This window comes from Brucella sp. MAB-22 (genome assembly GCF_025908475.1).
Lineage (GTDB): Bacteria > Pseudomonadota > Alphaproteobacteria > Rhizobiales > Rhizobiaceae > Brucella > Brucella anthropi.
Genome location: NZ_CP109782.1, coordinates 1,606,075 through 1,631,889, shown reverse-complemented (window position 1 = coordinate 1,631,889; position 25,815 = coordinate 1,606,075). Strand labels below are relative to the sequence as shown.

Below are 25,815 nucleotides of genomic sequence, written 5' to 3'. Positions count from 1 at the left end.
TGAAACAGGAGAGGTGGGCGCGGGCTATGCGGTTTCATAAATCGGAACGGGCATTTTTTATTCTGATTGTTCTGATGTTCGGTATCGGGCTGTTGCTTTATCAAGCTCGTGTCGACATCGGACAATTGCAGACATTGCCTCTTGATGCGGGCGCCTATGAACTGGTTTCGAGACTCGACCAGCTGAACCACGTCACAATCTGGGTGCTGATTGCGACAATCGCTTGCGGGTTGTTCCTGATCTATCCCCAAATTCGCACCGATGCGCTGGACCACGGCAAACTGCAGGTCATCACGCAGGATCTTTCCGAACGGTCGCAGACCCTCGAACATGCTGCGTTGACGGACAGCCTGACTGGTATGCAGAACCGGCGCTATTTCGACGAGGCGCTAAAGGAATATCTGGTCCAGTTTGACCGTATACAGCGGCCTGTCGGACTGATGATTATCGATCTCGATCACTTTAAGGCCGTGAACGATACCTACGGACATGACATTGGCGATGTCGTGCTGCAGGAGGTGGCGCGGTGTCTCAAGGACTATACACGGTATCATGATGTTGTCGCCCGGCTTGGTGGCGAGGAGTTCGCAGTCCTTGCGCCGAACATGGACGCGGAATTGATGATCAAGCTTGCTAATCGTATTCGCAAGGCCATATCGACGCTCGAAATCGATCTTGGCGATGAAAAGCTTGGCGTTACCGTCAGTATCGGTCTTGCGATATGGGATCGGCGCGAGACCTCGAAAGATCTCTATCGTCGCGCTGACAAGATGCTCTATGCCGCGAAGAATATGGGCCGTAACCGCGTCTGCGCCTAGCTTCAGGCTGATAGGATTTTCGGATTCGCTACACTATCTAGCGCTCGCGATCCTTGCGAAAGCTGCGCACCAGTTCGCCCATCTTCTCAATACTCTGTTTTGTGTCGAGACTGAGTGATGTTTGTGGCCTCGGCGAAGAAGATGAGCGATGGTAAGCTTCGTCGGTAGGCGCTTGGTCACGGCGACTGGTAGAGACTGGGCTGCCCCACAGATTATCCTCGTCTCCGAGTTGGTCCACCGGTTCCGTCTGTGAACTGTTCTCAAAAGCACGTAATTTTTCAACGATACGGTCGAGGGATATCTTTTCGTCGTTGCGCCAGCTGGAAAGAGCGCTCTCGCTTTTGCTGCGTCCGGGAAGCTGATGAGGTGGGATGGTTTCGAATGTGAGACGCATCGGTGTTGAGAACGCTTCGCCGAAGGCTATCGCTTCGCGGTTGGCGATGGATGACAGGAAGCCTGCCATGCTCTGTGCGCCGCCGCGAATGGCACCTTTGATGATTTCCTGATCACGTTCATTACCGAGCCGCATCGCAAAAATCGAATTGCACTGTGAGAGGATCGTTGGATCAAGCTCGCCGGGGCGCTGGCTTATCACTCCGAGATAGGAACCGTATTTTCGACCTTCTTTGGCAATTCGGGATATTGCCTGCCTTGTCGGCCAGAACCCGGCGTCGCGGTCGGTTGGAATATAGCGGTGGGCTTCCTCGCAGATTACCAGTGTCTGTAGGCTGCCCTCACTTGAAAGGGCGATATCGAATGCCAGTCTGCACAAGACGGAAGCAACAGCGTTGACAACCTCGGATGGTAAGCCTGCAAGCTGGAATGTGCAGATGGATTTTCCGTTCAGCGGGATGCGAAAAATCCGGCCAATGGCCTGTCGCATTGTTTCCGAGCCGCCAGTTACAGCGAACATGAAACGGAAGCGGGGATCGGCAGAGATCGATTCAAGCCGAGCTTTGAGGCTGCGCAGATAGGGACGTTCCGCCTTGCTGTCGAGGAGACCCATACGCTCATCGATGAGGGCTATCAGGTCAAGCAGACGGTAGGCGATGGGCGTGTCGGCGCTGACGCTCTGGCGGTCGGCAAGCTGCCGTCGCAATGTTTTCGCGGCTGACAGTTCTGTGCCCTGCATTTTTTCGCGGGCTAGCTGGACCAGATCACGCAATATATCGAGTTCCATCGGGTCCGGCGCGCGCCCGCGAAAGATCACATCTGCAAATTCATCCAGCCGCAGCATCCAGAATGGCAGTTCGATATTCGTCTGATCGACCGCCACGGCCAGATCGGGAAATGCGCTCGCGAACTCATTGTGTGGATCAAGAATGAGCACACGCAGATTGGGCTTTTCGGCGACGATCCGGCGTAGCAGCAGGATGACTGCGCTCGACTTGCCGACGCCCGTTGTGCCGACGATAGCGAAATGCCGGGAGATAAGATCATCGACCGATATGTAAGCCGGAACGGTTGCGTCCTGCGTGAGTGTACCGATTGAAACGCTGCTGTGACCTGTTTGCGCATAAATGGCGGCAAGGTCGGTGGCGCGGATACGGTGAGCAATAGCGCCGGGATGGGGAAACTGCGAAATACCGCCGTTGAAAGTGGTCTGCCCGGTCGGTTGCACGCGAACTTCACCCAGAAACTCGACATGGACATGGAGCGTGTTGTCACCGCCGTGTATCCAGACATCACCGGGAACAAGCGCGTTGCGGATGAGTCCCACGACGCGATTGTCGCCTGCCTGAATGGATATAAGCTGACCTACGGCCCAATAATCGTCAGATGCTGCCGAAGAGGGGCCTGATAGCGCTGAGACGATGGCACTCTCGCCATCGCATTGGATGACATAGCCTTCCGTGCGATTGCGCTGCACATATTCGCTCTGTTCTCGCGCGTTGGAACTGTCCCCAATTTCGCTCATGCTGCCCACTCCGCCCCAACTTTCAACAGGAGGTTTCGTGTCAGGATAAGAATCTTCCGTTGAAATAAAGTTATCGTTTGGGGCGGGTGAGCCTAAGAAAATATCGCGGGCGATGTATTTATGCGTTGACGACGCCAAATCCGGCTATTAGTGTCCGCCACCATGAACACGATTATTATTCTTGTGGTACGGGCGCGCATGGGCAGGATGGTGTAACCATCCGGCGAAAGCTCCCATGCGCGAAAGACAGGCTCCCTCGGGGGCCTTTTTTATTATCCAAATCAGAAATGAAATGCAGACGACGGGAAGAGAACAATGACTGCAGGTAAACGTGAGGCGGACGCAAACGCCGCAGAAACGCAGGAAGCAAGCAATCCACGCGAAATGACCGGCGCAGAAATGGTCATTCAGGCTTTGATCGATCAGGGTGTGGAGAGCATCTTCGGTTATCCCGGCGGCGCTGTGCTTCCGATCTATGACGAACTGTTCCAGCAGGACAAGGTTCAGCACGTTCTGGTCCGACACGAGCAGGGCGCAGGACACGCTGCGGAAGGCTATGCGCGTTCGACCGGCAAAGTCGGTGTGATGCTTGTTACCTCCGGTCCGGGTGCTACCAATGCAGTTACGCCGCTGCAGGATGCCCTGATGGATTCCATTCCGCTGGTTTGCATTTCTGGTCAGGTTCCGACAACGCTGATCGGCTCCGATGCGTTTCAGGAATGCGATACGATTGGTATCACGCGCCCCTGCACCAAGCACAACTGGCTGGTGAAGGACGTCAACGATCTGGCGCGCATCCTGCACGAAGCCTTTCATGTCGCTTCCACCGGTCGCCCCGGTCCCGTTGTGGTCGACATTCCGAAGGATATCCAGTTCGCCAAGGGTATTTACACGCCACCGGAAACCGCGCCGCGCACCAGCTACCGTCCGGTTCTCGACGGCAAGGCGCAGGCAATTTCGGACGCCGTTCGTCTGCTCGTCAATGCAAAGAAGCCCGTCATCTATTCTGGCGGCGGTGTGATTAATTCCGGCCCGGCAGCTTCCCGTCTGCTGCGCGAGCTGGTTGAGATCAGCAATTTCCCGATCACATCCACGCTGATGGGGCTGGGCGCCTATCCGGGCTCCGGCAAGAACTGGCTCGGCATGCTCGGTATGCATGGCACTTACGAAGCCAACATGACCATGCATGACTGCGATGTCATGCTGTGCGTCGGTGCCCGTTTCGATGACCGTATTACCGGACGTCTGAACGCATTTTCTCCGAACTCGAAGAAAATTCATATCGATATCGACCCATCCTCCATCAACAAAAGCGTTCGCGTTGATGTTCCGATCATCGGCGATGTTGCGCATGTTCTGGAAGATATTGTTCGGCAGTTCCGTGCCTCTGACAAGAAGCCGGAAAAGCAGGCAATCGGTGCCTGGTGGGAACAGATCGATCGCTGGCGTGCCCGCAATTCGCTCGCCTATGCGCCGAACAAGGACGTCATCATGCCGCAATATGCAATTCAGCGGCTTTATGAACTGACCAAGGATCGGAAGACTTACATCACCACGGAAGTTGGTCAGCACCAGATGTGGGCTGCGCAATTCTATGGCTTCGAGGAACCGAACCGCTGGCTGACCTCTGGTGGCCTCGGCACCATGGGTTACGGCCTGCCGGCAGCGCTCGGAGTACAGATCGCACACCCTGATGCACTGGTTATCGATATCGCGGGCGATGCCTCGATCCAGATGTGCATTCAGGAAATGTCGGCTGCCATCCAGCATAATGCGCCAATCAAGATATTCATCCTGAATAACCAGTATATGGGCATGGTGCGCCAGTGGCAGCAGCTCCTGCATGGCAATCGCCTGTCGCACTCATATACCGAGGCGATGCCGGATTTCGTGAAGCTGGCTGAAGCCTATGGCGCACATGGTATCCGTTGTGACAAGCCGGGCAACCTCGATGCCGCCATTCAGGAAATGATCGACATCGACAAGCCGGTTATTTTCGATTGCCGCGTGGCAAATCTCGCCAACTGCTTCCCAATGATCCCATCGGGTAAGGCGCATAACGAAATGTTGTTGCCGGATGAAGCAACGGATGAAGCTGTCGCCAACGCCATCGATGCCAAGGGCCGCGCGCTCGTCTGATCCGGAGGAAAGAAATCATGAATGCACAGAACCTAGCTTCCGGATCGGCCTATTTCATTGCAGCCGAAACGCAAACGCCGGAAACGCATACGCTTGCGGTACTCGTCGACAATGAGCCAGGTGTCCTTGCCCGTGTGATCGGTCTTTTCTCCGGACGTGGCTACAATATTGAAAGCCTGACGGTTTCGGAAACCGAGCATGAAAAGCACCTGTCGCGCATTACGATCGTGACGCGCGGCACGCCGCACGTGCTTGACCAGATCCGCCACCAGCTGGCCCGGATTGTTCCGGTTCACCGCGTCGTTGATCTCAGCCATCGCGCCTCTGAGCTTGGCCACGACCGTCCGGTTGAACGTGAACTGGCACTGGTGAAGGTTGCCGGCAAAGGTGAGGCGAGGGCGGAAACGCTTCGTCTTGCCGACGCGTTCAAGGCTAAGGTGGTTGATGCGACGACGGATCACTTCATCCTGGAGATCACCGGGAAGACTGCCAAGATTGATCAGTTCATCTCGATCATGAAGCCACTCGGACTGGTTGAGACCTGCCGTACGGGTGTTGCAGCCATGAACCGTGGCCCGGAAGGCATGTAAAAGCTTTCAACTGAAATCGATACAATATGTTTGAAAACCGGCACAATGTTTCGATTGTGCCGGTTTTTTATTGAGCTAATTTGTCCCCATAAATTGGGGCCGTCCTATGTCTGTTGAAATTTTTCTGGCGCTTCTTGTCTTCGCCTTCGTGTCGTCCGTTACGCCGGGGCCAAATAATCTCATGCTTCTGGTATCAGGCGTAAACTTTGGTTTCCGTCGAACGATCCCGCATATGCTGGGGATCGGTGTGGGCTTCTTCGTGTTGCTGCTTGCGATCGGCTTCGGGCTCGGCGCTTTGATCGAAACGGTGCCGTCATTCTATGCCGCGCTGAAATTCGCTGGTGGCGCCTATATGCTCTACCTTGCCTGGAAGATTGCTATGTCGCGTTCCATCGGAGAGGCAAAGCATCGAGATAAAGCTGAGCCAATGACTTTCTTGCAGGCAGCGGCATTCCAATGGGTCAATCCGAAAGCCTGGGTAATGGCGATCACGGGAATTGCCACCTATGCCAATCACGACAACTATTATGTCGCCGTGCTCCTGGTCAGCTCCGCCTTCGCGATTGTGAATTTGCCGAGCGTTTCGGTCTGGGCAGGGTTTGGCACATTGCTGCGCAACTGGCTTTCCGATCCTGTTCGATTGAAATGGTTCAACCTTATCATGGCCCTGCTGCTCGTTCTGAGCCTATGGCCGATGCTGAAATAGAGAATGAAGAGGCGAATGATGAACCAGCTTCCAACTTATGATGATGTTATTTCGGCCGCAAGGCAGATCGAAGGATATGCGCACCATACGCCGGTGTTCACGTCGTCAACTATCGACCGCGAAACCGGCGCTCAGTTCTTTTTCAAATGCGAGAACTTCCAGCGCATCGGTGCCTTCAAATTTCGTGGTGCTTTCAATGCTCTGTCGCGGTTTACGGATGAGCAAAAAGCGCGAGGTGTGCTGGCTTTTTCGTCCGGTAATCACGCGCAGGCGATCGCGCTTGCGGCAAAACTGCTCGGTATTGGCGCGACCATCATCATGCCTGAGGATGCGCCGCGCGCGAAACTTGATGCAACGCGAGGCTATGGCGCGAAGGTTGTTACCTATAACCGCTATGAAGAAGACCGCGATGTGCTTTCGAAGCGCCTGGCCGAAGAGGGTGGGCTGACCCTCATTCCGCCATTCAATCATCCTGATATAATTGCGGGGCAGGGAACTGCGGCAAAGGAATTGATTGAGGAAACCGGTCCCCTTGATGCCCTGTTTGTCTGTCTTGGCGGTGGTGGCCTGTTGGCCGGTTCAGCGCTAGCGGCAAAAGCCTTGTCGCCGGAATGCGACGTCTACGGTGTCGAGCCGATGGCCGGAAATGATGGCCAGCAGTCGCTCCGCTCCGGCAAGATTGTGCACATCGACGTGCCGAAGACCTTGGCGGACGGCGCCCAGACGCAAGCTCTTGGCGACATGACCTTTGCCATCATCCGCGAAACTGTTCGTGATATTCTGGCCGTTAGCGACGATGAACTGGTTGACGGCATGAAATTCTTCGCCAGCCGGATGAAAATGGTGGTCGAACCGACAGGCTGTCTCGCTTTTGCTGGCGCACGACAGATGGCGTCGAAGCTGCAAGGTAAGCGTGTAGGGGTGATCGTCAGTGGTGGCAATGTCGATCTCGACAGATTTGCAGCACTGGTGAGCAAAACCGTTTGATCACGGTTTGATCTTGTTTTCGGGCGGCGAATCCTGTCTGAAAGGATCATGCAGTTTTCACCGGAACAGGATCAGGCGCTGAAGGCCGTCGGGCAGTGGCTCAAAGACGGCCGCAGCCCTATTTTCAGATTGTTCGGCTATGCGGGTACGGGCAAGACGACGCTCGCCCGCTATTTTGCCGAGCATGTGGATGGCGATGTGCAGTTTGCGGCCTTTACCGGCAAGGCGGCACAGGTGCTGCGCTCGAAAGGCGCTAGCAACGCACGCACGCTTCATTCGCTGATCTATCGCCCACGTGGCGAAGAAGCGATTGAGGACGAAACGACTGGCAAGACTTCCATCGCGCCGACCTTCTCGCTTAACCGGCAGAGCCCTGTCGCCAAAGCCGCGATGATCGTCGTGGACGAATGTTCCATGGTCGATGAGGCGCTGGGGCGGGATTTGATGAGTTTCGGCACGCCCATCCTCGTTCTTGGCGATCCGGGGCAGTTGCCGCCGATTTCCGGCGGCGGCTTTTTCACGGAACACGAGCCGGATTATCTTCTGACCGAGATTCATCGTCAGGCGCAGGACAATCCGATCATCCGTATGGCGCTTGATGTGCGGGAAGGGCGTGAACTTCCTTATGGTGACCATGGCGCTGCAAAGGTTATCGGAAAAGGCGACGTCAATCAGGAGATGGTGTTAGCCGCCGATCAGGTGCTCGTCGGTACCAACCGGACGCGCCGCCGCTATAACCAGCGCCTTCGGGAGCTAAAAGGCTTTACTGCTGATTACCCGCAGGCTGGCGACAAACTGGTTTGCCTGCGCAACGATCCTGCCAAGGGACTTCTCAACGGATCGCTCTGGAAGGTGATGACATCGTCCAAGGAAACGGTGAAGCCCGGTATCAATTTGCTGGTTACACCTGAGGATGATGATCGCGGTGTGGCGAAGATCAAGCTGCTGAAGGCGCAGTTCGAAGACCCCGACAGTGAAATTCCGTGGCAGACCAAAAAACGCTACGACGATTTCGATTACGGTTATGCTTTAACTGTGCATAAGGCACAGGGCTCCCAATGGGATGAAGTCGTGCTCTTCGATGAAAGTTTTGCGTTTCGCGATACGCGTGAGCGGTGGCTTTATACGGCGATCACGCGGGCTGCCGAACGTTTGACCATTGTAAAGTAATTATTCGTCTGTCGGTCGGGCGCTCAGCCATTCCCAGGCCTCGTTTTCTTCGTCTGCTTCGAAAGCGCGAAGCTCTATGGACAGGAAAGGCTGCATGAGGGTTATGCTGGCTTGTATCCACAAGGGGCCACCGACGATTGCATAATGTCGGAGCTTTTTCAGGGACTTGGAGCGCATGGACAACATGCTTTCCGAGAAAGCGGCCGTCCAGTCGAAACCTTCATATCCGGTGAGACGGATCAGGAGGTCAATTTCTTCATGCGTTTCGTAAGCTGCGTCGAGAAGCCCGTAGAGGTTCTCCAATGACGCATCGTCGAGATGTCCTTCAATTGCAAAAGCAAAAACGTCTTCCCGGTTTGTTGGAATGCGGCGAATGACGGGTATGTCCTCATTTCGCATCATAGACCTCCATCATTGATCAGATTTAAACGTCGAAGCGGGGGCAAAGGTTGCGGACAGTCTCCAAATTGATGCGAACTGGAAAAACTATGCAAACCCAGTTTGTTGCAGGCAGATTTCATGGTTGGGGATTGCGGCCGCGGTGCGACGGCAAAGCACTCACATTTTTTCGTGGCAGGCGTTATAAAGCGGAATATCTATCCGGGAGTCGCCAATGCCTGCGAAATTATCGGTCAATCTCAACGCTGTTGCGATGCTGCGAAATCGGCGTGATTTGCCTTGGCCAAGCGTTACCGGTCTGGGCCGCGCTGCGCTTGCAGCAGGCGCTGCGGGATTGACAGTGCATCCGCGTCCCGATCAGCGTCACATCCGGTTTTCCGATCTGGGTGATATACGCGCTTTGATCGATGACGAGTTTCCGCAGGCGGAGTTCAATATCGAAGGTTTTCCAAGCGAAGCATTTCTCGATCTGGTGGAGAAACATCAGCCTGAGCAGGTGACGCTCGTTCCTGATGATCCAACACAGGCGACCTCGGATCATGGATGGGATTTCGTGTCGAAATCTGACTTTCTGGCTCCTATCGTGGCCCGTTTGAAAGCAGGCGGAATGCGGGTGTCATTGTTCGCCGACCCCGATCCGCTTGGATACGAACGCGCAGCTGCTATCGGTGTGGACCGTGTGGAGCTCTATACCGGCCCTTATGGTGCGACCTATGATGACCCGGCAGCCGCAATACGTGAACTGGATCGATTGGAAAAGGCTGCAAATGCCGCTACGGCGCTAGGCCTCGATATCAATGCGGGGCATGATCTTACAGTAGACAATCTGCCTGCGCTGATAAAACGTATCCCTCAGTTGAGTGAAGTTTCCATTGGACATGGATTGACCGCCGATGCACTCATGTATGGAATTCCGGTAACTGTAAGCCGCTATATTGCGGCATTGGCATAAGATGTTAGTTAATGCGCTTGGTGCATGGCTCGGGTTGAAGCTTTGCAAAAAGCGCATTTGCATTCGGGTGAGACAAGCTTTAGGCGTCCGCCACTATTCAGATGCGTTGGGGGACGCAGGATCGTATGAGGGAAGCATTGAAGCAGTTTTCCGACGTCTGCTTTCTGCGCCGAGGCAGTTCTATTGCGGTTGCATTCGGACGAATTGCTACGTTCAATCGATACCAAGCTTATGATTAAAGCTGATTTGGGAAACGGTGCGGCGACGATGCGGCAATTCGCAACTTTTTGCGAATACACTCATTATCTGAAATCGATCTCCAGTAACTCCAGCCAGAATCTTTTCAGGAAGTTGCGAGGTGCCTGCATATGAGCGGCGAGCTAAATGGCAATGACACGCCCACACAGGCCGCTATGCCTGCCGTTGGTGTTCCTGAAAGCGTCGCTTTTGCTGAAGATGCCGAACAGCACAATGAGAGCATGAAAACGCTGGTGCTTGGGGCGCTGGGCGTTGTCTACGGTGACATCGGCACCAGCCCCATCTATGCTTTTCGTGAAGCCCTTCATGCGGCGGCGAGCGATGGCATTCTCGCCCGCAGTGACATTCTGGGCGTTGTTTCTCTGATCTTCTGGGCACTGACGCTGGTTGTGACCATCAAGTATGTGCTGTTTGTTCTGCGCGCCGATAATAACGGCGAAGGCGGCATTCTTTCGTTGATGGCTCTTGTCAGAGGTGCGTTGAAAGGCCGGCCTGACCTTATCTTGGGGGTAGGCATCTGCGGTGCGGCGCTGTTCTTCGGTGACGCAGTCATTACGCCCGCAATCTCCGTTCTATCAGCGATGGAAGGTCTTGAGATTGTCGCTCCTGATCTTACTCCGTTCGTTGTTCCCATAACTGTCGTCATTCTTGTGACGCTGTTTTCGGTGCAGAAACTCGGCACTGGCAAGGTGGCCATCGTCTTCGGACCGATTATGGCATTGTGGTTTTTGGCGCTGGGTGCGTCGGGTCTCTGGCATATTTTCGATGATCCTACGGTGATGGTGGCGCTGAATCCCTATTATGCTGTACGCTTTCTGATGATCAGCCCAGGCATTGCCTTTATCACGGTTGGTGCCGTGTTCCTCGCAATGACCGGTGCCGAAGCTCTTTACGCCGACCTCGGCCATTTTGGACGCAAGCCAATCGTTCGTGCATGGCTATGGATCGTGTTCCCATGCCTGCTGCTCAACTATTTTGGACAGGCAGCCTTCATTCTTTCACATGGCGAAGCCGCTGCATTGCCATTCTTCCAGATGATGCCGAGCTTCGCGCTGTTGCCCATGGTCCTGCTGGCAACTGCGGCGACCGTTATCGCTAGCCAGGCAGTTATTACGGGCGCTTATTCGGTGGCACGTCAGGCTGTTCAGCTCAACATTCTGCCGCGCCTTGAAATCCAGCACACCTCGGAAAAGCTGCACGGCCAGATTTATATTCCGCGCGTCAACCTGCTTCTAGGGCTGGCGGTGGTTATTCTGGTGCTCGGGTTCGAGAAGTCCAGCAATCTGGCCGCTGCATATGGCATTGCAGTTACTGGCAACATGCTGGTCACGACAGTCCTTCTCTATATCGTGATGACACGCATCTGGAATTGGCGCGTGAGCCGCGCTCTGCCGATTATTGTTGGATTCCTGATCATCGATATAATGTTCTTCGGTGCAAATATAATCAAAGTCCATGAGGGTGGTTGGGCTTCGATTGGTATCGCCGCGATACTTGTTCTCATCATGTGGACCTGGGTGCGCGGAACGCGGCATCTCTTTAACAAGACCCGCAAGGCCGAAGTTCCACTGGATCTGATCGTCCAACAAATGACCAAACGTCCGCCGACCATCGTGCCGGGCACGGCTGTGTTTCTGACGGGCGATCCTAAAAGCGCTCCCACTGCGCTCATGCACAGCTTGAAGCACTATAAGGTTTTGCACGAGAATAACGTCATACTGACGGTTGTGACGGCATCGAAGCCGTGGGTTTCAAGTGCCGACCGCGCGCGTGTATCCCAATATAACGAGCGCTTCATGCAGGTGACGCTTACCTTCGGCTATATGCAGCAACCGAATATTCCACGAGCGCTCGGCATCTGTCGAAAGCTTGGCTGGAAATTCGATATCATGACGACGTCGTTCTTCCTGTCGCGCCGCTCGCTCAAGGCGTCGGCTCATTCAGGCTTGCCGCTCTGGCAGGACAAGCTGTTTATCCTGCTTGCCCGAACTGCGTCTGACGCGACAGAATATTTCCAGATTCCCACCGGTCGTGTGGTGGAAATTGGAACGCAGGTGAATCTGTAAATCCATCTGAATCGATAGTTTCAAAGGGCGCTTTCCCGGTTTCGGGAAGGCGCTTTTTTGCATTTGATGACGATGAAAATTATTCCCGTATCAGGCAGCTGCAATTTTAGAAAACATGCTTGACCGCTGACGAAACAATAATTATGAATTGGGAACCGTACCGTACGGTACAAGGTGGAGGAAGAGACCCGTGACTGATACCAGCGACGAATTGCAGGCTCAAAAGCAGCAGGCTCTTTCGCCGCGTCAGAACGATGTTCTGGAGCAGGCGTTGCGCCTTCTAGTGGAAGGCGGGGATCGCGCTTTGACGACGGCAAGTATTGCACGTGCCGCCAACTGCTCGAAAGAAAGCCTTTATAAATGGTTTGGCGACCGCGACGGTCTGTTGACGGCAATGGTTCGCTGGCAGGCATCGAAAGTTCGCGTCGTACCGCTGACCCGTGAAAAGCTGGATGCGGAATCTCTTTTCTCGAGTCTGGAACATTTCGCGCGCGACTGGCTGCTGGTGCTGTCGGGGAAGACCTCGATAGCCTTGAACCGGCTGGCGGTCAGCCATGCGGCGTCCGGCAAATCCACGTTGGGCGATATCGTTCTGGCCAACGGTCCTGTGGCCATGGCCAAACGCCTCAAGCCCATTCTCCATATGGGGCAGGAGGCACGTTTGCTGGCCTTCGACGATATCGATGAGGCATTTCGCACGTTTTTCGGGCTTGTCGTCCGGGACATGCAAATACGGTTGCTGCTTGGCGACCATCTGGAACTGACTGACGACGTGGTCATCCGGGACGCCCGGCGCGCCACCAAGCAGTTTTTTGCCCTCTATGGGGCCTAATCACATCGGTGGACGCAAGAAAGCCGAAGAACAATCTGAACGAAGGGAATAAGGAAATGCGCGTTTACTACGATCGGGATGCTGACGTTAACCTGATCAAGTCGAAGAAGGTGGTTATCGTCGGTTATGGCAGCCAGGGCCGCGCCCATGCGCTGAACCTCAAGGATTCCGGTGCCGCCAACGTGCGTGTTGCCCTTCGTGAAGGTTCTGCAACCGCGAAGAAGGCACAGGCTGACGGCTTTGAAGTGATGAACGTCGCCGATGCCGCCAAGTGGGCCGATCTCATGATGATGGCAACCCCTGACGAGCTGCAGGCTGACATCTACAAGGAACACATTCACGACAATCTTCGTGATGGCGCGGCAATCGCTTTCGCCCACGGCCTCAACGTGCATTTCGGCCTCATTGAGCCGAAGAAGTCGATTGACGTCGTCATGATCGCACCGAAGGGCCCAGGCCATACGGTTCGCGGCGAATACCAGAAGGGCGGCGGCGTTCCTTGCCTCATCGCCATTCATCACGACGCCTCGGGCAATGCTCATGATCTGGCTCTCTCCTACGCTTCGGGCGTTGGCGGCGGTCGTTCGGGCGTCATCGAAACCACCTTCAAGGAAGAGTGCGAAACAGACCTGTTCGGTGAACAGGCCGTTCTTTGCGGCGGCGTGGTCGAACTGATCCGTACCGGTTTTGAAGTTCTGGTTGAAGCTGGCTACGCGCCGGAAATGGCTTACTTCGAGTGCCTGCACGAAATGAAGCTCATCGTGGACCTGATCTACGAAGGCGGCATCGCCAACATGAACTACTCGATTTCGAACACTGCCGAGTGGGGCGAATACGTCACTGGTCCGCGCATCATCACTGCTGAAACCAAGGAAGAAATGAAGCGCGTTCTGAAGGACATTCAGACCGGCAAGTTCACTTCCGATTGGATGCAGGAATATCGTGCAGGTGCAGCGCGCTTCAAGGGCATTCGTCGCAACAACGACAGCCACCAGATCGAAGAAGTCGGCGAAAAGCTCCGCGGCATGATGCCGTGGATCGCCGCGAACAAGCTCGTCGACAAGGCACGTAACTAAAAACAGCGGGTTTCAGGTTCTGGTTGTCTGCAAATGATGCAAACGCCAGAGCCGGAATATCATCTGATTTTGAAATTCGATGAAACATGAAAAGAGGGGGCGTTTCTTGCGCCCCCTTCATACATGGTGCGTTGTAACGGGGGTGATCGTGAGCATATGGCGAACGAAAATAACCCAAATTCTGCGCCAGTTTTTTCGTTTCGTGCACTTTGAAGGCCAAAACAATTCCGAATATCTTTATTCCATAGAAGCATGGGAAAAGCTGTTCTCGTCTGCTGAAAAGTGCGCTAGAGCTTCACATCCAATAGCCAAGTTTTGAGGAGACTTAGCTATTACAAGTTCCGTAAAATGTACGGATAGTCTAATTGAGGAGATTTCCCGTGTTGGACTGGGAAAATGTATTTGCAACGCGCTCGAAACGTATGCGCGCATCGGAAATCCGCGAACTGCTGAAGCTTCTGGAACGCCCAGATATTATTTCGTTTGCGGGCGGAATTCCTGATCCGGCTCTTTTCCCGCACGAAGAATTCCAGGCAGCCTATAAGGACATTCTTACGGGTCCAGAAGCCAACGCAGCGCTGCAATATTCCGTTTCGGAAGGCTACAAGCCGCTGCGCACCTGGTTGGTCGGAGAACTTGCCAAGATTGGCATTCCCTGCACGGAAGACAATGTGTTCATCACATCGGGTTCGCAGCAGGCTCTCGATTATCTGGGCAAGCTGTTTTTGTCGCCCGCCGACACAGCACTGGTGACCGCACCGACCTATCTTGGCGCGCTGCAGGCTTTCAACGCTTACGAGCCCAATTACGATATGCTGGCGATCAACGGCAACCGCACGCCGGAATCCTATGCAGAGGCTGCCAAGAAAGCCGGCGGTCAGGTCAAGTTCGCTTATCTGTCTGCCGATTTCAGCAACCCGACAGGGGAAACCGTCGATCTTGCCGGTCGTGAGAAACTGCTCGCACAGGCTGATGAGCTCGATATTCCGGTTATCGAAGATGCGGCTTATCAGTATCTTCGCTACAATGGCGATGCGATTTCGCCAATTCTGGCGTTGGACATTGCCCGCAATGGCAGTGACATCGAGAAGACCCGCACCATCTATTGCGGTTCCTTCTCCAAGACGCTGGCTCCGGGTTTGCGTGTCGGCTATGTGGTTGCGTCGAAGCCAGTCATTCGTAAGCTTGTTCTCATGAAACAGGCTGCGGACCTTCATTCGTCCACGATCAACCAGATCGCTATTCAGCGTGTTGCGAGCGGCGGCTTTGGTACTCAGGTCGCGAAGCTGCACAAGGTGTATAAGCACCGTCGCGACAAGATGCTCGAAGCGCTGGCGAAATATATGCCTGAAACCACAAGCTGGACGAAGCCTGAAGGCGGTATGTTCATCTGGGTCACGCTGCCGGAAGGCATGGATGGCGCAGCGCTACTTGCTGCATCCATCGATAGCGAGAAAGTGGCGTTTGTTCCGGGGCGGGCATTTTTTGCCGATGGTAGCGGTGCCAACACGCTGCGCCTCAGCTATTCATGCGCCAACGACGAGATGATCGATGAAGGCATCAAGCGCCTTGGTCGTTTGATACGTGCTCATACGAAATCCGCTGCCGCCTAGGTTGGTGGAAATAAAAAAAGCCGGGTTCAGACCCGGCTTTTTTCTTACTGGAATGGCGAATTGCAGCCTGTTCTGGGACCAGCCAACGGCTGGAATGTATTGTCGGATGTTCGGTAGCTGCGATAGCGGTTTGAACACCACTGGATATGATTGCTGCTGGGGCGCGCGCCCGCAGTCGGTGGCTGCATCGTGCGTCGATATTGCAGAGCATCGCCGTTCTTGTAGTTCAATACGCCATGTTCGGTGATATAAGTTCCACTTTCCCGGCAAAGCGTTGAACCGTAGCAGTTGCGAGCGCTCGGATCTGTGCGATTGGCACCTGCCTGACCGCCGATAATCAACGGTCCGCTCGGTTTCAGCGAGGGAAGATATTGGCTGTTACGCAGTTCGACGGCTGAACCCACACTTGCAATGCCTGCAACGAATAGCCCTGTCAGTATCGTCAGGCGCACAATTTTTCGCATCGTTTCAGCTCGCTTTAATCAACGTTCTCCCGATATATGGGTATACTTTATATCCAAGTCACCGCTTCGGCAGAAATTTATTGGTTTCGGAAATCATCCTCTTGCCAATCGCCCAGCAAGCAGAGAGATTGCGAAGACATGTTTACCATAGCTACTTTCAATGTCGAAAATCTGATGCGCCGGTTTGATTTTTCCGGCTTTCGCAATGAATTGCATCAGGATCGCGCCCTGCAATTGTTCGAGATCAACGATGAGGCGCAGTATCGCCTTCTTGAGCAGGCGCGCGCTGTGGCGCACGCAGACGACACACGCCAGATGACGGCTCTGGCGATTGCCGAAACGCGGGCTGATATTCTCTGCCTGCAAGAGGTGGATAATCTGGCGGCGTTGAATGCGTTTGAATATGGCTATCTTTTCAAGATGATAGGCCACGGTTTCCGACATAAATATCTCATAGATGGCAATGACAGCCGCGGCATAGATGTTGCCGTTATGATGCGCGATACGACACGGGACGGGCAGCCCATCGAAGTCGACGAAGTCACCAGCTATGCTTATGTAACCTATAATGATTTTGGCCTCTACGAGCCCGTACTTGGGGAACTTGGCCTGGAACCCCATGACCGAATCTTCAAGCGAGATTGCCTGAATTTGGATATCCGCATTGCCGGGAAGCCCATATCGCTCTTCGTTACGCATCTGAAATCGATGACGGGCGCGCGCAACGGATTTGACGGACGGACAGCATCTCTGCCGGTGAGACGCGCAGAGGCGCGCGCCATGCGCCGTATCATCGAGGATAAGTTCGGACCATCCAATGTTGCAGATCGCCGCTGGCTGATTTGTGGTGATTTCAATGATTATCGTGAGCGGATCATTATCGGGGGCGATGAATGGAACGGCTATCAGTTCACGCCAATGGTTGAAGAAGAAAGTGCGTTGGACGTGCTCTTAGCCGATGGGTTTGCGGTCAATCTGGTCGAGCGCCGTCCCGTTATGGACCGCTGGACGCTTTACCATACGCGCGGGCCGCAGGAGCGTCATCTTTGCCAGCTTGATTACATCATGGCATCGCCTTCTTTTGCGAAGAAAAATGAGAAGGCGGTTCCGAATATCATTCGGCGTGGCCAGCCTTGGCGCACGATTTTTCCACCTGATCAGCAGATCGAGCGTTATCCTAGAACAGGTTGGGATCGCCCGAAAGCAAGCGATCATTGTCCGGTTGCAGTGACATTGAACATGGTTTGAGCGATGAAGCAGGTTCGGGAAAATACTGTCCACATTATTGACAGTGCCGATGTCCGGGTACTGCCCGGTCCTTTATCATATACCGTGGATAACCACGAAGCGATTGCTTCGAACTGGACACGTGAGCGGGCGGCCAACCCTACTTTGTTCGATGGCGAATTCTATCTGGCACCACACGCAGAACTGATTGGCGGCGTGTTTCAGGCTGGCTTCAAGCGCACCAGTTTTGCAACGCTGATGCACTGGCGGCATGACGTATCGCAGGAACGTCCGTGGCACATTTTCGGTGTCGGTGTGATTGTCTCGAGCGAAGGACATTTGATCGCCGGGCGTATGAGCACACAAAATGCCGGGGCGGGAAGGGTCTATTTTCCGGCGGGCTCAGTGGATGATAATGACATTGTCGATGGAGCTGTCGATTATGACGCCAATCGGCAACGGGAGGTTCGCGAGGAAACGGGTCTTGATCTTCTTGACGCGCGTGCGGAGCGACAGATCAATCTTGTGACAGGAAACCGTAGCATCGCGCTTTTCCGCCGTTATTATTTCGATGCGCCGTCAACCGATCTGGTATCACGGATTGAACGATATCTTTCTGCGGAGGAAGAACCGGAACTATCAGAGATCATACCAGTGAAGGCAGCTCGAACGATGGGAGACGCAACACCGTCCTATGTGCGAGCATTTGCCGACTGGCATTTCAACAATCTCTAAAGCTTGGCCAGACTTGCAGATGACAGCGGCGCGAAATTGGCTATGCTCGCAGACAATGCGAAGCATGAGACATTGGAGTGAAACCGACCTCGCAGTCGGTTTTGTGTGTAGGTCGAGGGGAGAATAAGGGATGAATGACGCCGCCGTTTCCGGCAGATTCTATGAGGTTTTCGACGTTTTCGCCGACAAGGCTCTGGCTGGAAATCCGCTGGCTGTCGTCCATGATAGCGAAGGTTTGACCGATGCGCGTATGCAGGCCATCGCACGCGAGTTCAATCTTTCCGAAACGGTTTTCATTTTTCCCCCGAACAATCCCGCACATGAAGCGGCGGTGCGTATCTTCACGCCTGATTATGAGCTTCCCTTTGCCGGGCACCCGACAGTGGGGGCTGCCGTGTCGCTGGCTCGCCGTCGTAAAACTGGTGATGAGACCGACAGGCTCGTGGCTTTGGAAGAGAAGGTCGGTATTGTTCGCTGCGGCGTGATATTGGGCGAAAATAGCGCCTTCGCCGAGTTCGATCTGCCCCGCCTGCCGGAGCGAGTTGATGTCAAGGTCGAGAAAGAAGAGGCCGCTGCTGCGATCGGTCTCGGTACACATGAGATCGGATTTGAGAACCATGTGCCTGGCGTCTGGAGCGCGGGCACACCTTATCTGCTCGTGCCGGTTCACAATCTGATTGCCGCAGCAAAAGTGTCCATTGACCCGGTCTATGTGAACGAAAGCCTCCCACACGTCGATGGCCGACCTTTGCCGATTTACGTCTATTGCCGCGAAACGATTTTGTTCGACAGCAATTTCCATGCGCGCATGTTTGTAACGGGGGCGAATGTCTATGAAGATCCGGCTACGGGCTCGGCTGCAGCCGCCTTTGCAGGCATGATTCAGAAGAACGACAAACCTGTTGACGGCAGTTCGCAGTGGTGGATCGAGCAGGGAATGGAGATGGGGCGACCTTCGCGGATTCGTCTCGAACTGGACGTTGCCAAGCAGCAGCTCACGGGAGCGAGGATTGGAGGCACGGCGGTCAAGATCGCGGAAGGGCGTTTGTTCGTCTGATAAATTAGCTCTACTTGTGTTTTGATTACAGTCAAAGCTGTAGGCCCGCCCTATGTTAGTTTGTTGGCAGATAAACAAACAGCGGAGGCGTGCCATGATGATCAGGGAAATGTCGGAATACGATATCCGGGACATGATACAGCACACCCATCTCGGGCGGCTGGCTTATGTTCTCGACAATCGTCCGTTTATCGTACCGCTTAGTTTCCGGTTCAGTGGCGGCTCGCTCTATTCTTTTACCACCGATGGGCAGAAGACCGAGGCCCTGCGCAAGAATGATGCAGTTTGTATTCTTTTCGATCATATCGAATCCCGGACAAACTGGCGCACCGTTGTGCTGAACGGTCATTATCGGGAAATCGATCGTGATGAGGAAAAAAATGCGATCGTCGCGCTTATGGCTTCGGAACCGACCTGGTGGGAACCGGCATACATAAAGACGGTCGCGAAGGACGGACACGAACGCAAACTTGAACCGATCTTCTTCCGTATCGATATCGAAAGCGCGACGGGTCACCAGACTGGCTGAAAAGGAAGAAGGCCCGATAATTTCGGGCCCTTTCGATGTGGCTTTATTTTACCACTAGAACCGGTGTGTTGCTGCGCGTCAGGACTTCGTAGGTTTGACTGCCAAGAAGCATACCTTTCAGTCCGCGACGACCATGAGAGGCCATGACGATAAGATCGTTGCGCAGTTCTTTAGAAGTTTCAATGATCGATGTCGCCGGATGTGGGGCAACCACATGCAGCGTATGAACTTCGACTTCCGTTTCAGCCGCCAGTTCGCGGGCACGAGCGAGGGATTTATCGGCATATTCATTCCATTCCTGCTCGAAGCGCTCGATGAAGGCAGGGCTATCAGTCCAGCCGCCAGGAAGCCCCGAAACGGAATAGGGAGCGGTCACAGTCAGTACCGTCGCCTTCGCGCGGACTGTTCGTGCCAGTTTAAATGCGTGGACGAGCCCGCGCTCTGCAAATTCTGACCCATCGGTGGTTACGAGAATATTCTTGTACATGCTGCCCTCGCTGTTGCTTTTCCATCTTTAAGCTACAGCATCGGGCCAAAAATCGGGATCGATTTTTTGGAAAGCACGATGCGTAATTTCAGTAAATTAGAGCGACCTTTGTGCGTCCAAATGGACGCACGGCGCTCTGATGCGTTAAAGAACCATTTCAAACCCTTGCCTGACGAGTTGTTTAGACGGAACGATTTCATGCCCCTCGACTGCGATGCATTTCATGCCAGCTGGATAGCGACAGTTCTCAATCTCGACTGGCCGTCACGCAGTTCGTCCCGTATCGAGGACGATGCTGAACGCATAAAGCGTCAGAAAGAAGAGCTGCTCAGACTTTTCGATGAAGCATCTGAGCATGGTATCAATGCTGTCATCTTTCAGGTTTCGCCGACTGCCGATGCATTTTATCAGTCATCCTATTTGCCGTGGTCGTCCTATCTGACTGGAACTCTCGGTAAAGATCCCGGCTTTGATCCGCTGAAATTTGCAATTCAGGAAGCGCATAAGCGCGGCATAGAACTGCATGCATGGCTTAATCCCTACCGTGTTTCGATGGATACGAAGCCGTCTACCCGCAAGGAATTGCGGAATTCGTCAAACGAGTCGCCAGTCAGTGTTTTCAAGTCCCACCCCGACTGGGTCGGTGTTTCAGCCGACCGTTACGTCCTTGATCCTGGCATTCCGGCTGTCCGTGAATGGGTGACGAATGTGACGGCAGAGGTCGTCCAGAAATACGATATCGATGGGATTCAGTTCGATGACTACTTCTACTACGAGACAGCATCGTCGAAACTTGACGACGACAAATCATATGCACGGTTTGGGACACGGTTCTCGAGCAAATACGAATGGCGTCGCTACAATACCCATACGTTGGTGCGAGAGATTTCAGACAAGATAAAAGCCATCAAACCAAATGTTCGCTTCGGCATCAGTCCGAGTGGCGTTTGGCGCAACGCTGCGGACGATCCGCGCGGTTCTGCAACTCGCGCCGGGAAAACGAACTATGACGGAGATTTTGCTGACACCCGGCGCTGGGTGAAAGAAGGCATGATCGACTATATCGCGCCGCAGATTTACTGGTCCTTTGGCCGCAAAGATGTGTCTTACGGGACGATTGCGAAATGGTGGGCCGATACCGTTCGCGGCACGAAGACCGATCTTTATATTGGTTTGGCACTCTATCGGGCCAGTTCTGGAACCACACTTGAACCCAGTTGGCAGGCGGGCGAGGGCGTGACCGAAATTAAGCGCCAGCTAGAATTCAATGAATCTTTGCCGGAGGTGAAAGGGAGCATTCTCTTTCGTCAGGGTTTCCTCTCCGACCCGAAGCTGAAAGGTGTGTCGAACTATCTGAAAAAGACGTGGGGCAAGTGCAGGCCACGGAAAAACTAACGGCAAAAAAACGACGACGATTTGCGGAATTGTTGTTTGTTTGATTGAAATCAAAGAGCTTCGTTTGAGCGGGTGCTAACCAACAATCGTTGCCGGTTTCCACCAGAGTCGGTGACCCGGGGTGCCGAGGCCCTACTCGAATGGCACCCCGGCTAAATCAATCTGTCGAGCGCATGAGCGCGATCTTTCTGTAACGTCGTCTGTCGACAGCCAGCGGGTGCTGTCGACGTTACTCCCCTCTGTTTCATAAAATCAGCACCCGCGTCTCTAGCAACATTGTTCTGTATTTTAGCGGTTCTTGATCCTAATCAAGGCGGGCAGCCTTTACTCCGATTAGAGCAGGTTTAACCGGGAGTTTACGATTCTGGATCGCTTCCCCCAATTCACCGGTTGCTAAATGAAAAGGTAGTTCCATATCCTCCCGAGAAGGTTCTGGCAGACGCCGGAGGCGGGGCGGTGGGGACAATCAAAACCCTTGCAGGCAGCGACCGCTTGCCGGTGCTTCATTTGAAGACGGTATTGTGACGACGATGGCAATGAGGGTGTTTCATTATGGCTTTCAACCGTAAGCAATGGATACTGGCTGGAGCGATTATCGTCCTTGCCGCAGGCGGGTACTATGCCTGGAAAGCGCTGAACGGCGATGGGTTGCCGGACGGTATCGCCAAGGGCAATGGACGCATCGAGGCGGTTGAGATCGATATTTCGACGAAGAGCCCGGGTCGCATTCGCGAAATCCTCGCAGATGAAGGGGATTTCGTTCAGGCAGATGATATTCTCGCACGTATGGATACGGATCAGCTGGAAAGCCAGCGCAAGCAGGCTGAGGCGCAATTGCGCCGTGCTGAGATCGGTATCGAGACAGCGCGCAGTCTTGTCACGCAGCGCGAAGCCGAACACACGGCTGCAGAAGCGACGGTGGCACAGCGCGAAGCGCAACTGGATGCCGCCCAGCGCCGTCTGGCCCGCTCCCAGCAATTGACGCAATCGCGCACGGTTTCCCAGCAAGTCCTGGACGATGACCGTGCAACTGCGCAGGGTGCGGAGGCGGCTGTCGGTGCAGCCAAGGCGCAACTTGCGGCCACTGAGGCCGCCATTGGGGCTGCCAAGGCACAGGTCGTGGATGCCGAAGCATCGGTTGAAGCCGCCAAGGCGGCAATCGCGAGCATTGAGGCCGATATCAACGACGCCACTTTGAGAGCGCCGAAGCCGGGACGTGTTCAATACCGCGTTGCCCAACCGGGTGAAGTGCTTTCCGCAGGTGGGAGGGTGCTCAATCTTGTAGACGTCAGCGACGTTTACATGACTTTCTTCCTGCCGACGGGGCAGGCCGGGCGGGTGGCCATGGGGGCCGACGCCCGGATTGTTCTCGATGCCGCGCCGCAATATGTCATTCCTGCAAAGATCAGCTTTGTGGCCGATGTGGCCCAATTTACGCCGAAGACCGTAGAAACGGAGGAAGAGCGCCAGAAGCTGATGTTCCGCGTGAAGGCAAAAATCCCGCAAGAACTGCTTCAAAAATATATCCAACAGGTGAAAACCGGATTGCCGGGCATGGCCTATGTCAAGCTTGACCCCAATGCCGAATGGCCGAAGAATCTCGCGGAAACCGTGAAATGAATGGTTCTACTGTCAAAGCTGGCGCCAATGACGACAGCTTTGTCGTCCGGGCGCAAGGCGTAGGGCTGTCCTATGGGAAGACGCGCGCTCTGCGCGACGTCAACGTTGATATTCCCGTCGGCTGCATGGTCGGTCTGATCGGACCTGACGGGGTCGGGAAATCAAGCCTGTTATCGTTGGTCGCCGGAGCGCGAACGATGCAACAGGGATGCATCGAGGTTCTCGGCGGTGATATTTCGGACAAGCGTCATCTCCAGTCTGCCTATCCCCGTATCGCCTATATGCCGCAGGGACTTGGGAAGAACCTCTATCCCACGCTTTCGGTGTTCGAGAATATCGACTTTTTCGGACGGCTGTTCGGGCATAATCGAAAAGAACGTGAGCGTCGTATCGCCGATCTTCTGGCGCGCACGGGTATGTCGGCTTTCGCCGATCGTCCGGCTGGCAAACTATCGGGCGGCATGAAGCAGAAGACCAGCCTCTGCTGTTCGCTCATCCATGATCCCGATCTACTCATACTCGATGAGCCGACGACCGGTGTCGACCCCCTATCCCGGCGCCAGTTCTGGGAGCTGATTGATGATATCCGCAAGGATCGCCCCGGAATGAGCGTCATTGTCGCGACCGCTTATATGGAAGAGGCCGAGCGTTTCGACTGGCTGGTCGCGATGAATGATGGACAGATTCTGGCGACGGGTACACCGCAGGAATTGCTGCAGCGCACCAACACTCCAAATCTCGATGCGGCCTTCATTGCGCTCCTGCCGGAGGAATTGCGGAAAGGCCATCAGGACATAGAAATTCCGCACCGGGATTTCGGTGCCGATGCTGAAATCGCCATTGAGGCAGAACACGTCACCGTTCGTTTTGGCAGCTTCACTGCGGTGAATAATGTAAGTTTTCGAATTCCGCGCGGTGAAATCTTCGGTTTTTTGGGTTCCAACGGTTGCGGCAAGACCACGACCATGAAGGTTCTGACCGGACTGTTGCCTGCCAGTGACGGAACGGCGCGACTGTTCGGGCGAGAGGTCGATCCCAAGGATATCGATATACGCCGCCATGTCGGATATATGTCGCAAGCATTTTCGCTTTATTCGGAGTTGACCGTTCGTCAGAATCTGGAACTCCACGCCAAATTGTTCGATATGGCGCCGGATCTGACCGAACGCCGTATCAAGGAATTGACCGAACGCTTTGATCTCATTGAGGTCATGGCTTCCTTACCCGATGCCTTGCCGCTCGGCATCCGCCAGCGCCTGTCACTGGCTGTGGCTTTGATCCATTCACCTGATATTCTCATTCTCGATGAGCCGACATCGGGTGTGGACCCGGTCGCTCGTGATGCTTTCTGGCAAATCCTCGCTGATTTGTCGCGCAAGGACAATGTGACGATTTTCGTCTCCACCCATTTCATGAACGAAGCGGAGCTTTGTGACCGGATTTCACTGATGCATGCGGGCAAGGTGCTGATCAGCGATACGCCGAAGGCGATTACCAAGAGTCGCAATGCTGAAACTCTGGAGGAAGCCTTCGTCGCATATCTGCAGGACGCTATTGGCGAGACAGAACAGTCAGCGCCATTGCCGGTAGCCAATTCAGATCAAATGGGAGAGGTAGGCGAAACACACCCAAAGAAGACTCCAGGCTGGTTGCCAGACCTGCGGCGAATGCTGGCTTACACACGACGTGAGGCTTTGGAACTGAAGCGTGATCCGATCCGCGCAACGCTGGCTATTCTGGGTAGCGTTATCCTGATGTTCGTTATTGGTTACGGTATTAACCTGGATGTCGAGGATCTGAAGTTCGCCGTGCTTGATCGTGACGATACGACGATCAGCCGCGATTACACGCAGCAGATTGCAGGCTCGCGATATTTTTCTGAACAGGCTCCCATAACCGATTATGATGATCTGGACCGGCGAATGCGCGATGGAGAGATCAGTCTGGCTATCGAGATACCGCCGAATTTCGGCGCAAATGTCATGCGCGGCCGCCCGGTGGAAGTTGCTGCCTGGATTGACGGTGCGATGCCCACTCGTGCCGAGACGATCAAAGGCTATGTTCAAGGCATGCACGCCAACTGGCTGACGCAAAAAGCCCGCGAGCTTTATGGCAATGCGGCGAATGTTGGCAGTTTCAACCTGGAGATACGCTACCGTTATAATCCAGATGTGCAAAGCCTCGTAGCGATGGTGCCGGCAGTGATTCCGCTACTGCTTCTCATGATCCCTTCGATGCTGGCAGTGTTGAGCGTGGTTCGGGAAAAGGAACTGGGGTCGATCATCAATTTTTACGTGACGCCGGTGACGAAATTCGAGTTTTTGTTCGGCAAGCAGTTGCCCTATATCGGGCTGGCATTTTTGAATTTCCTGATGCTGACAGCCTTTGCGGTGTTTATTTTCCGGGTGCCGTTCACAGGGAGTTTTCCGACTTATGCGCTGGCGGCGCTGCTCTATGTCACAATTGCGACCGGCATGGGGTTGGTGCTGTCCACCTTCATGAACAGCCAGATTGCAGCGATCTTCGGAACGGCACTTCTGACACTCATTCCGGCTGTGCAATATTCCGGTATCATTGACCCCGTATCGTCGCTGCAAGGTGCGGGCGCGTTCATCGGTAAAATCTATCCCGCGACTTATTTTGTGACCATTTCTCGCGGGGTTTTCTCCAAGGCACTGGGTTTTGTCGATCTGGCAGGTTCGTTTTTGCCGTTGTTAATCGCGGTGCCGGTTCTCATGGCGCTCGCTATCGTTCTTCTCAAGAAACAGGCGAGCTAA

22 protein-coding genes are annotated in these 25,815 nt (G+C 54.3%); 18 read left to right on the top strand and 4 right to left on the bottom strand.

Annotated elements, in window-relative coordinates:
- The first annotated feature begins 26 nt into the window (after positions 1–26).
- Positions 27–818, top strand: coding sequence for a GGDEF domain-containing protein (locus OHI65_RS17425; RefSeq protein WP_012091797.1), 792 nt, complete (start codon positions 27–29; stop codon positions 816–818).
- Positions 819–855: 37 nt separating this feature from the next.
- Here the strand turns inward: OHI65_RS17425 and OHI65_RS17420 are convergent, their stop codons facing one another.
- On the bottom strand, positions 856–2,736 hold the full coding sequence (locus tag OHI65_RS17420) for an ATP-binding protein (RefSeq protein ID WP_125300118.1): 1,881 nt from the start codon (positions 2,734–2,736) through the stop codon (positions 856–858).
- Between the two features lie 315 nt (positions 2,737–3,051).
- Here OHI65_RS17420 and OHI65_RS17415 point away from each other — a divergent pair, with 315 nt between their 5' ends.
- The 5 genes from OHI65_RS17415 (at position 3,052) to OHI65_RS17395 (ending at position 8,328) form a co-directional block, all read left to right on the top strand.
- Positions 3,052–4,875, top strand: coding sequence for an acetolactate synthase 3 large subunit (locus tag OHI65_RS17415; RefSeq protein WP_125300119.1), 1,824 nt, complete (start codon positions 3,052–3,054; stop codon positions 4,873–4,875).
- A gap of 17 nt (positions 4,876–4,892) precedes the next feature.
- A complete protein-coding gene (gene ilvN, locus OHI65_RS17410; protein ID WP_010659773.1) occupies positions 4,893–5,465 on the top strand; it encodes an acetolactate synthase small subunit in 573 nt (190 codons plus the stop codon).
- 106 nt (positions 5,466–5,571) lie between these two features.
- On the top strand, positions 5,572–6,171 hold the full coding sequence (locus OHI65_RS17405; RefSeq protein WP_125300120.1) for a LysE family translocator: 600 nt from the start codon (positions 5,572–5,574) through the stop codon (positions 6,169–6,171).
- Between the two features lie 18 nt (positions 6,172–6,189).
- On the top strand, positions 6,190–7,158 hold the full coding sequence (locus tag OHI65_RS17400) for a threo-3-hydroxy-L-aspartate ammonia-lyase (protein ID WP_125300381.1): 969 nt from the start codon (positions 6,190–6,192) through the stop codon (positions 7,156–7,158).
- A gap of 48 nt (positions 7,159–7,206) precedes the next feature.
- A complete protein-coding gene (locus OHI65_RS17395) occupies positions 7,207–8,328 on the top strand; it encodes an ATP-dependent DNA helicase (RefSeq protein ID WP_010659776.1) in 1,122 nt (373 codons plus the stop codon).
- Here the strand turns inward: OHI65_RS17395 and OHI65_RS17390 are convergent, their stop codons facing one another.
- Positions 8,329–8,727, bottom strand: a complete 399-nt coding sequence (locus OHI65_RS17390) for an STAS/SEC14 domain-containing protein (RefSeq protein ID WP_012091800.1) — start codon at positions 8,725–8,727, stop codon at positions 8,329–8,331. It abuts the gene before it with no gap.
- A gap of 214 nt (positions 8,728–8,941) precedes the next feature.
- Here OHI65_RS17390 and OHI65_RS17385 point away from each other — a divergent pair, with 214 nt between their 5' ends.
- From OHI65_RS17385 to OHI65_RS17365, 5 genes are all read left to right on the top strand, one after another.
- Positions 8,942–9,679, top strand: coding sequence for a pyridoxine 5'-phosphate synthase (locus tag OHI65_RS17385; RefSeq protein WP_094513877.1), 738 nt, complete (start codon positions 8,942–8,944; stop codon positions 9,677–9,679).
- 368 nt (positions 9,680–10,047) lie between these two features.
- Positions 10,048–12,003, top strand: a complete 1,956-nt coding sequence (locus OHI65_RS17380; protein WP_010659779.1) for a potassium transporter Kup — start codon at positions 10,048–10,050, stop codon at positions 12,001–12,003.
- Between the two features lie 190 nt (positions 12,004–12,193).
- On the top strand, positions 12,194–12,835 hold the full coding sequence (locus OHI65_RS17375) for a TetR/AcrR family transcriptional regulator (RefSeq protein ID WP_109989083.1): 642 nt from the start codon (positions 12,194–12,196) through the stop codon (positions 12,833–12,835).
- Between the two features lie 56 nt (positions 12,836–12,891).
- Complete coding sequence (gene ilvC / locus OHI65_RS17370; RefSeq protein ID WP_061346051.1) at positions 12,892–13,911, top strand: ketol-acid reductoisomerase; 1,020 nt, start codon at positions 12,892–12,894, stop codon at positions 13,909–13,911.
- A 380-nt stretch (positions 13,912–14,291) separates the two neighbouring features.
- A complete protein-coding gene (locus tag OHI65_RS17365) occupies positions 14,292–15,524 on the top strand; it encodes a PLP-dependent aminotransferase family protein (RefSeq protein WP_012091803.1) in 1,233 nt (410 codons plus the stop codon).
- A 44-nt stretch (positions 15,525–15,568) separates the two neighbouring features.
- On the opposite strand, the gene OHI65_RS17360 is transcribed toward OHI65_RS17365, so the two are convergent.
- Positions 15,569–15,988: a BA14K family protein gene (locus tag OHI65_RS17360; protein WP_029928991.1), complete on the bottom strand. Its 420-nt coding sequence runs from the start codon at positions 15,986–15,988 to the stop codon at positions 15,569–15,571.
- Positions 15,989–16,126: 138 nt separating this feature from the next.
- Here OHI65_RS17360 and OHI65_RS17355 point away from each other — a divergent pair, with 138 nt between their 5' ends.
- The 4 genes from OHI65_RS17355 to OHI65_RS17340 all read left to right on the top strand — a co-directional run bounded on the left by OHI65_RS17355 (position 16,127) and on the right by OHI65_RS17340 (position 19,536).
- Positions 16,127–17,236, top strand: coding sequence for an endonuclease/exonuclease/phosphatase family protein (locus tag OHI65_RS17355; protein WP_125300122.1), 1,110 nt, complete (start codon positions 16,127–16,129; stop codon positions 17,234–17,236).
- 3 nt (positions 17,237–17,239) lie between these two features.
- A complete protein-coding gene (locus tag OHI65_RS17350) occupies positions 17,240–17,950 on the top strand; it encodes an NUDIX domain-containing protein (RefSeq protein WP_125300123.1) in 711 nt (236 codons plus the stop codon).
- 130 nt (positions 17,951–18,080) lie between these two features.
- The gene (locus tag OHI65_RS17345; protein WP_010659786.1) at positions 18,081–19,007 is read left to right on the top strand and encodes a PhzF family phenazine biosynthesis protein; all 927 of its coding nucleotides are present in this window, start codon (positions 18,081–18,083) and stop codon (positions 19,005–19,007) included.
- Positions 19,008–19,101: 94 nt separating this feature from the next.
- Positions 19,102–19,536 carry a pyridoxamine 5'-phosphate oxidase family protein gene (locus OHI65_RS17340; protein WP_094513874.1) on the top strand — a complete coding sequence of 145 codons (435 nt, stop codon included), beginning with the start codon at positions 19,102–19,104 and terminating at the stop codon, positions 19,534–19,536.
- Positions 19,537–19,579: 43 nt separating this feature from the next.
- On the opposite strand, the gene OHI65_RS17335 is transcribed toward OHI65_RS17340, so the two are convergent.
- Complete coding sequence (locus tag OHI65_RS17335) at positions 19,580–20,023, bottom strand: universal stress protein (RefSeq protein WP_094513873.1); 444 nt, start codon at positions 20,021–20,023, stop codon at positions 19,580–19,582.
- Between the two features lie 198 nt (positions 20,024–20,221).
- Between OHI65_RS17335 and OHI65_RS17330 the strand changes: the two genes are divergently transcribed.
- The 3 genes from OHI65_RS17330 to rbbA all read left to right on the top strand — a co-directional run bounded on the left by OHI65_RS17330 (position 20,222) and on the right by rbbA (position 25,815).
- Positions 20,222–21,418 (top strand): glycoside hydrolase family 10 protein, encoded by a 1,197-nt coding sequence (locus OHI65_RS17330; RefSeq protein ID WP_125300124.1) that lies wholly within the window; start codon positions 20,222–20,224, stop codon positions 21,416–21,418.
- Between the two features lie 552 nt (positions 21,419–21,970).
- Positions 21,971–23,038 carry an HlyD family secretion protein gene (locus OHI65_RS17325; protein WP_012091809.1) on the top strand — a complete coding sequence of 356 codons (1,068 nt, stop codon included), beginning with the start codon at positions 21,971–21,973 and terminating at the stop codon, positions 23,036–23,038.
- Entirely contained in the window at positions 23,035–25,815 is a 2,781-nt protein-coding gene (gene rbbA / locus OHI65_RS17320; protein ID WP_125300125.1) for a ribosome-associated ATPase/putative transporter RbbA, read from the top strand. The genes OHI65_RS17325 and rbbA overlap by 4 nt, the downstream gene beginning before the upstream one ends.

Bases quoted from the DNA above. Each gene is read 5' to 3' on its own strand.
- ilvC (WP_061346051.1), top strand. From the start codon at position 12,892: ATGCGCGTTTACTACGATCGGGATGCTGACGTTAACCTGATCAAGTCG.
- OHI65_RS17415 (WP_125300119.1), top strand. From the start codon at position 3,052: ATGACTGCAGGTAAACGTGAGGCGGACGCAAACGCCGCAGAAACGCAG.
- OHI65_RS17360 (WP_029928991.1), bottom strand. From the start codon at position 15,988: ATGCGAAAAATTGTGCGCCTGACGATACTGACAGGGCTATTCGTTGCA.
- OHI65_RS17420 (WP_125300118.1), bottom strand. From the start codon at position 2,736: ATGAGCGAAATTGGGGACAGTTCCAACGCGCGAGAACAGAGCGAATAT.
- OHI65_RS17335 (WP_094513873.1), bottom strand. From the start codon at position 20,023: ATGTACAAGAATATTCTCGTAACCACCGATGGGTCAGAATTTGCAGAG.
- ilvN (WP_010659773.1), top strand. From the start codon at position 4,893: ATGAATGCACAGAACCTAGCTTCCGGATCGGCCTATTTCATTGCAGCC.
- OHI65_RS17400 (WP_125300381.1), top strand. From the start codon at position 6,190: ATGAACCAGCTTCCAACTTATGATGATGTTATTTCGGCCGCAAGGCAG.
- OHI65_RS17425 (WP_012091797.1), top strand. From the start codon at position 27: ATGCGGTTTCATAAATCGGAACGGGCATTTTTTATTCTGATTGTTCTG.
- OHI65_RS17395 (WP_010659776.1), top strand. From the start codon at position 7,207: ATGCAGTTTTCACCGGAACAGGATCAGGCGCTGAAGGCCGTCGGGCAG.
- OHI65_RS17330 (WP_125300124.1), top strand. From the start codon at position 20,222: ATGCCCCTCGACTGCGATGCATTTCATGCCAGCTGGATAGCGACAGTT.
- OHI65_RS17380 (WP_010659779.1), top strand. From the start codon at position 10,048: ATGAGCGGCGAGCTAAATGGCAATGACACGCCCACACAGGCCGCTATG.
- rbbA (WP_125300125.1), top strand. From the start codon at position 23,035: ATGAATGGTTCTACTGTCAAAGCTGGCGCCAATGACGACAGCTTTGTC.
- OHI65_RS17340 (WP_094513874.1), top strand. From the start codon at position 19,102: ATGATGATCAGGGAAATGTCGGAATACGATATCCGGGACATGATACAG.
- OHI65_RS17390 (WP_012091800.1), bottom strand. From the start codon at position 8,727: ATGCGAAATGAGGACATACCCGTCATTCGCCGCATTCCAACAAACCGG.
- OHI65_RS17325 (WP_012091809.1), top strand. From the start codon at position 21,971: ATGGCTTTCAACCGTAAGCAATGGATACTGGCTGGAGCGATTATCGTC.
- OHI65_RS17350 (WP_125300123.1), top strand. From the start codon at position 17,240: ATGAAGCAGGTTCGGGAAAATACTGTCCACATTATTGACAGTGCCGAT.
- OHI65_RS17385 (WP_094513877.1), top strand. From the start codon at position 8,942: ATGCCTGCGAAATTATCGGTCAATCTCAACGCTGTTGCGATGCTGCGA.
- OHI65_RS17355 (WP_125300122.1), top strand. From the start codon at position 16,127: ATGTTTACCATAGCTACTTTCAATGTCGAAAATCTGATGCGCCGGTTT.
- OHI65_RS17345 (WP_010659786.1), top strand. From the start codon at position 18,081: ATGAATGACGCCGCCGTTTCCGGCAGATTCTATGAGGTTTTCGACGTT.
- OHI65_RS17405 (WP_125300120.1), top strand. From the start codon at position 5,572: ATGTCTGTTGAAATTTTTCTGGCGCTTCTTGTCTTCGCCTTCGTGTCG.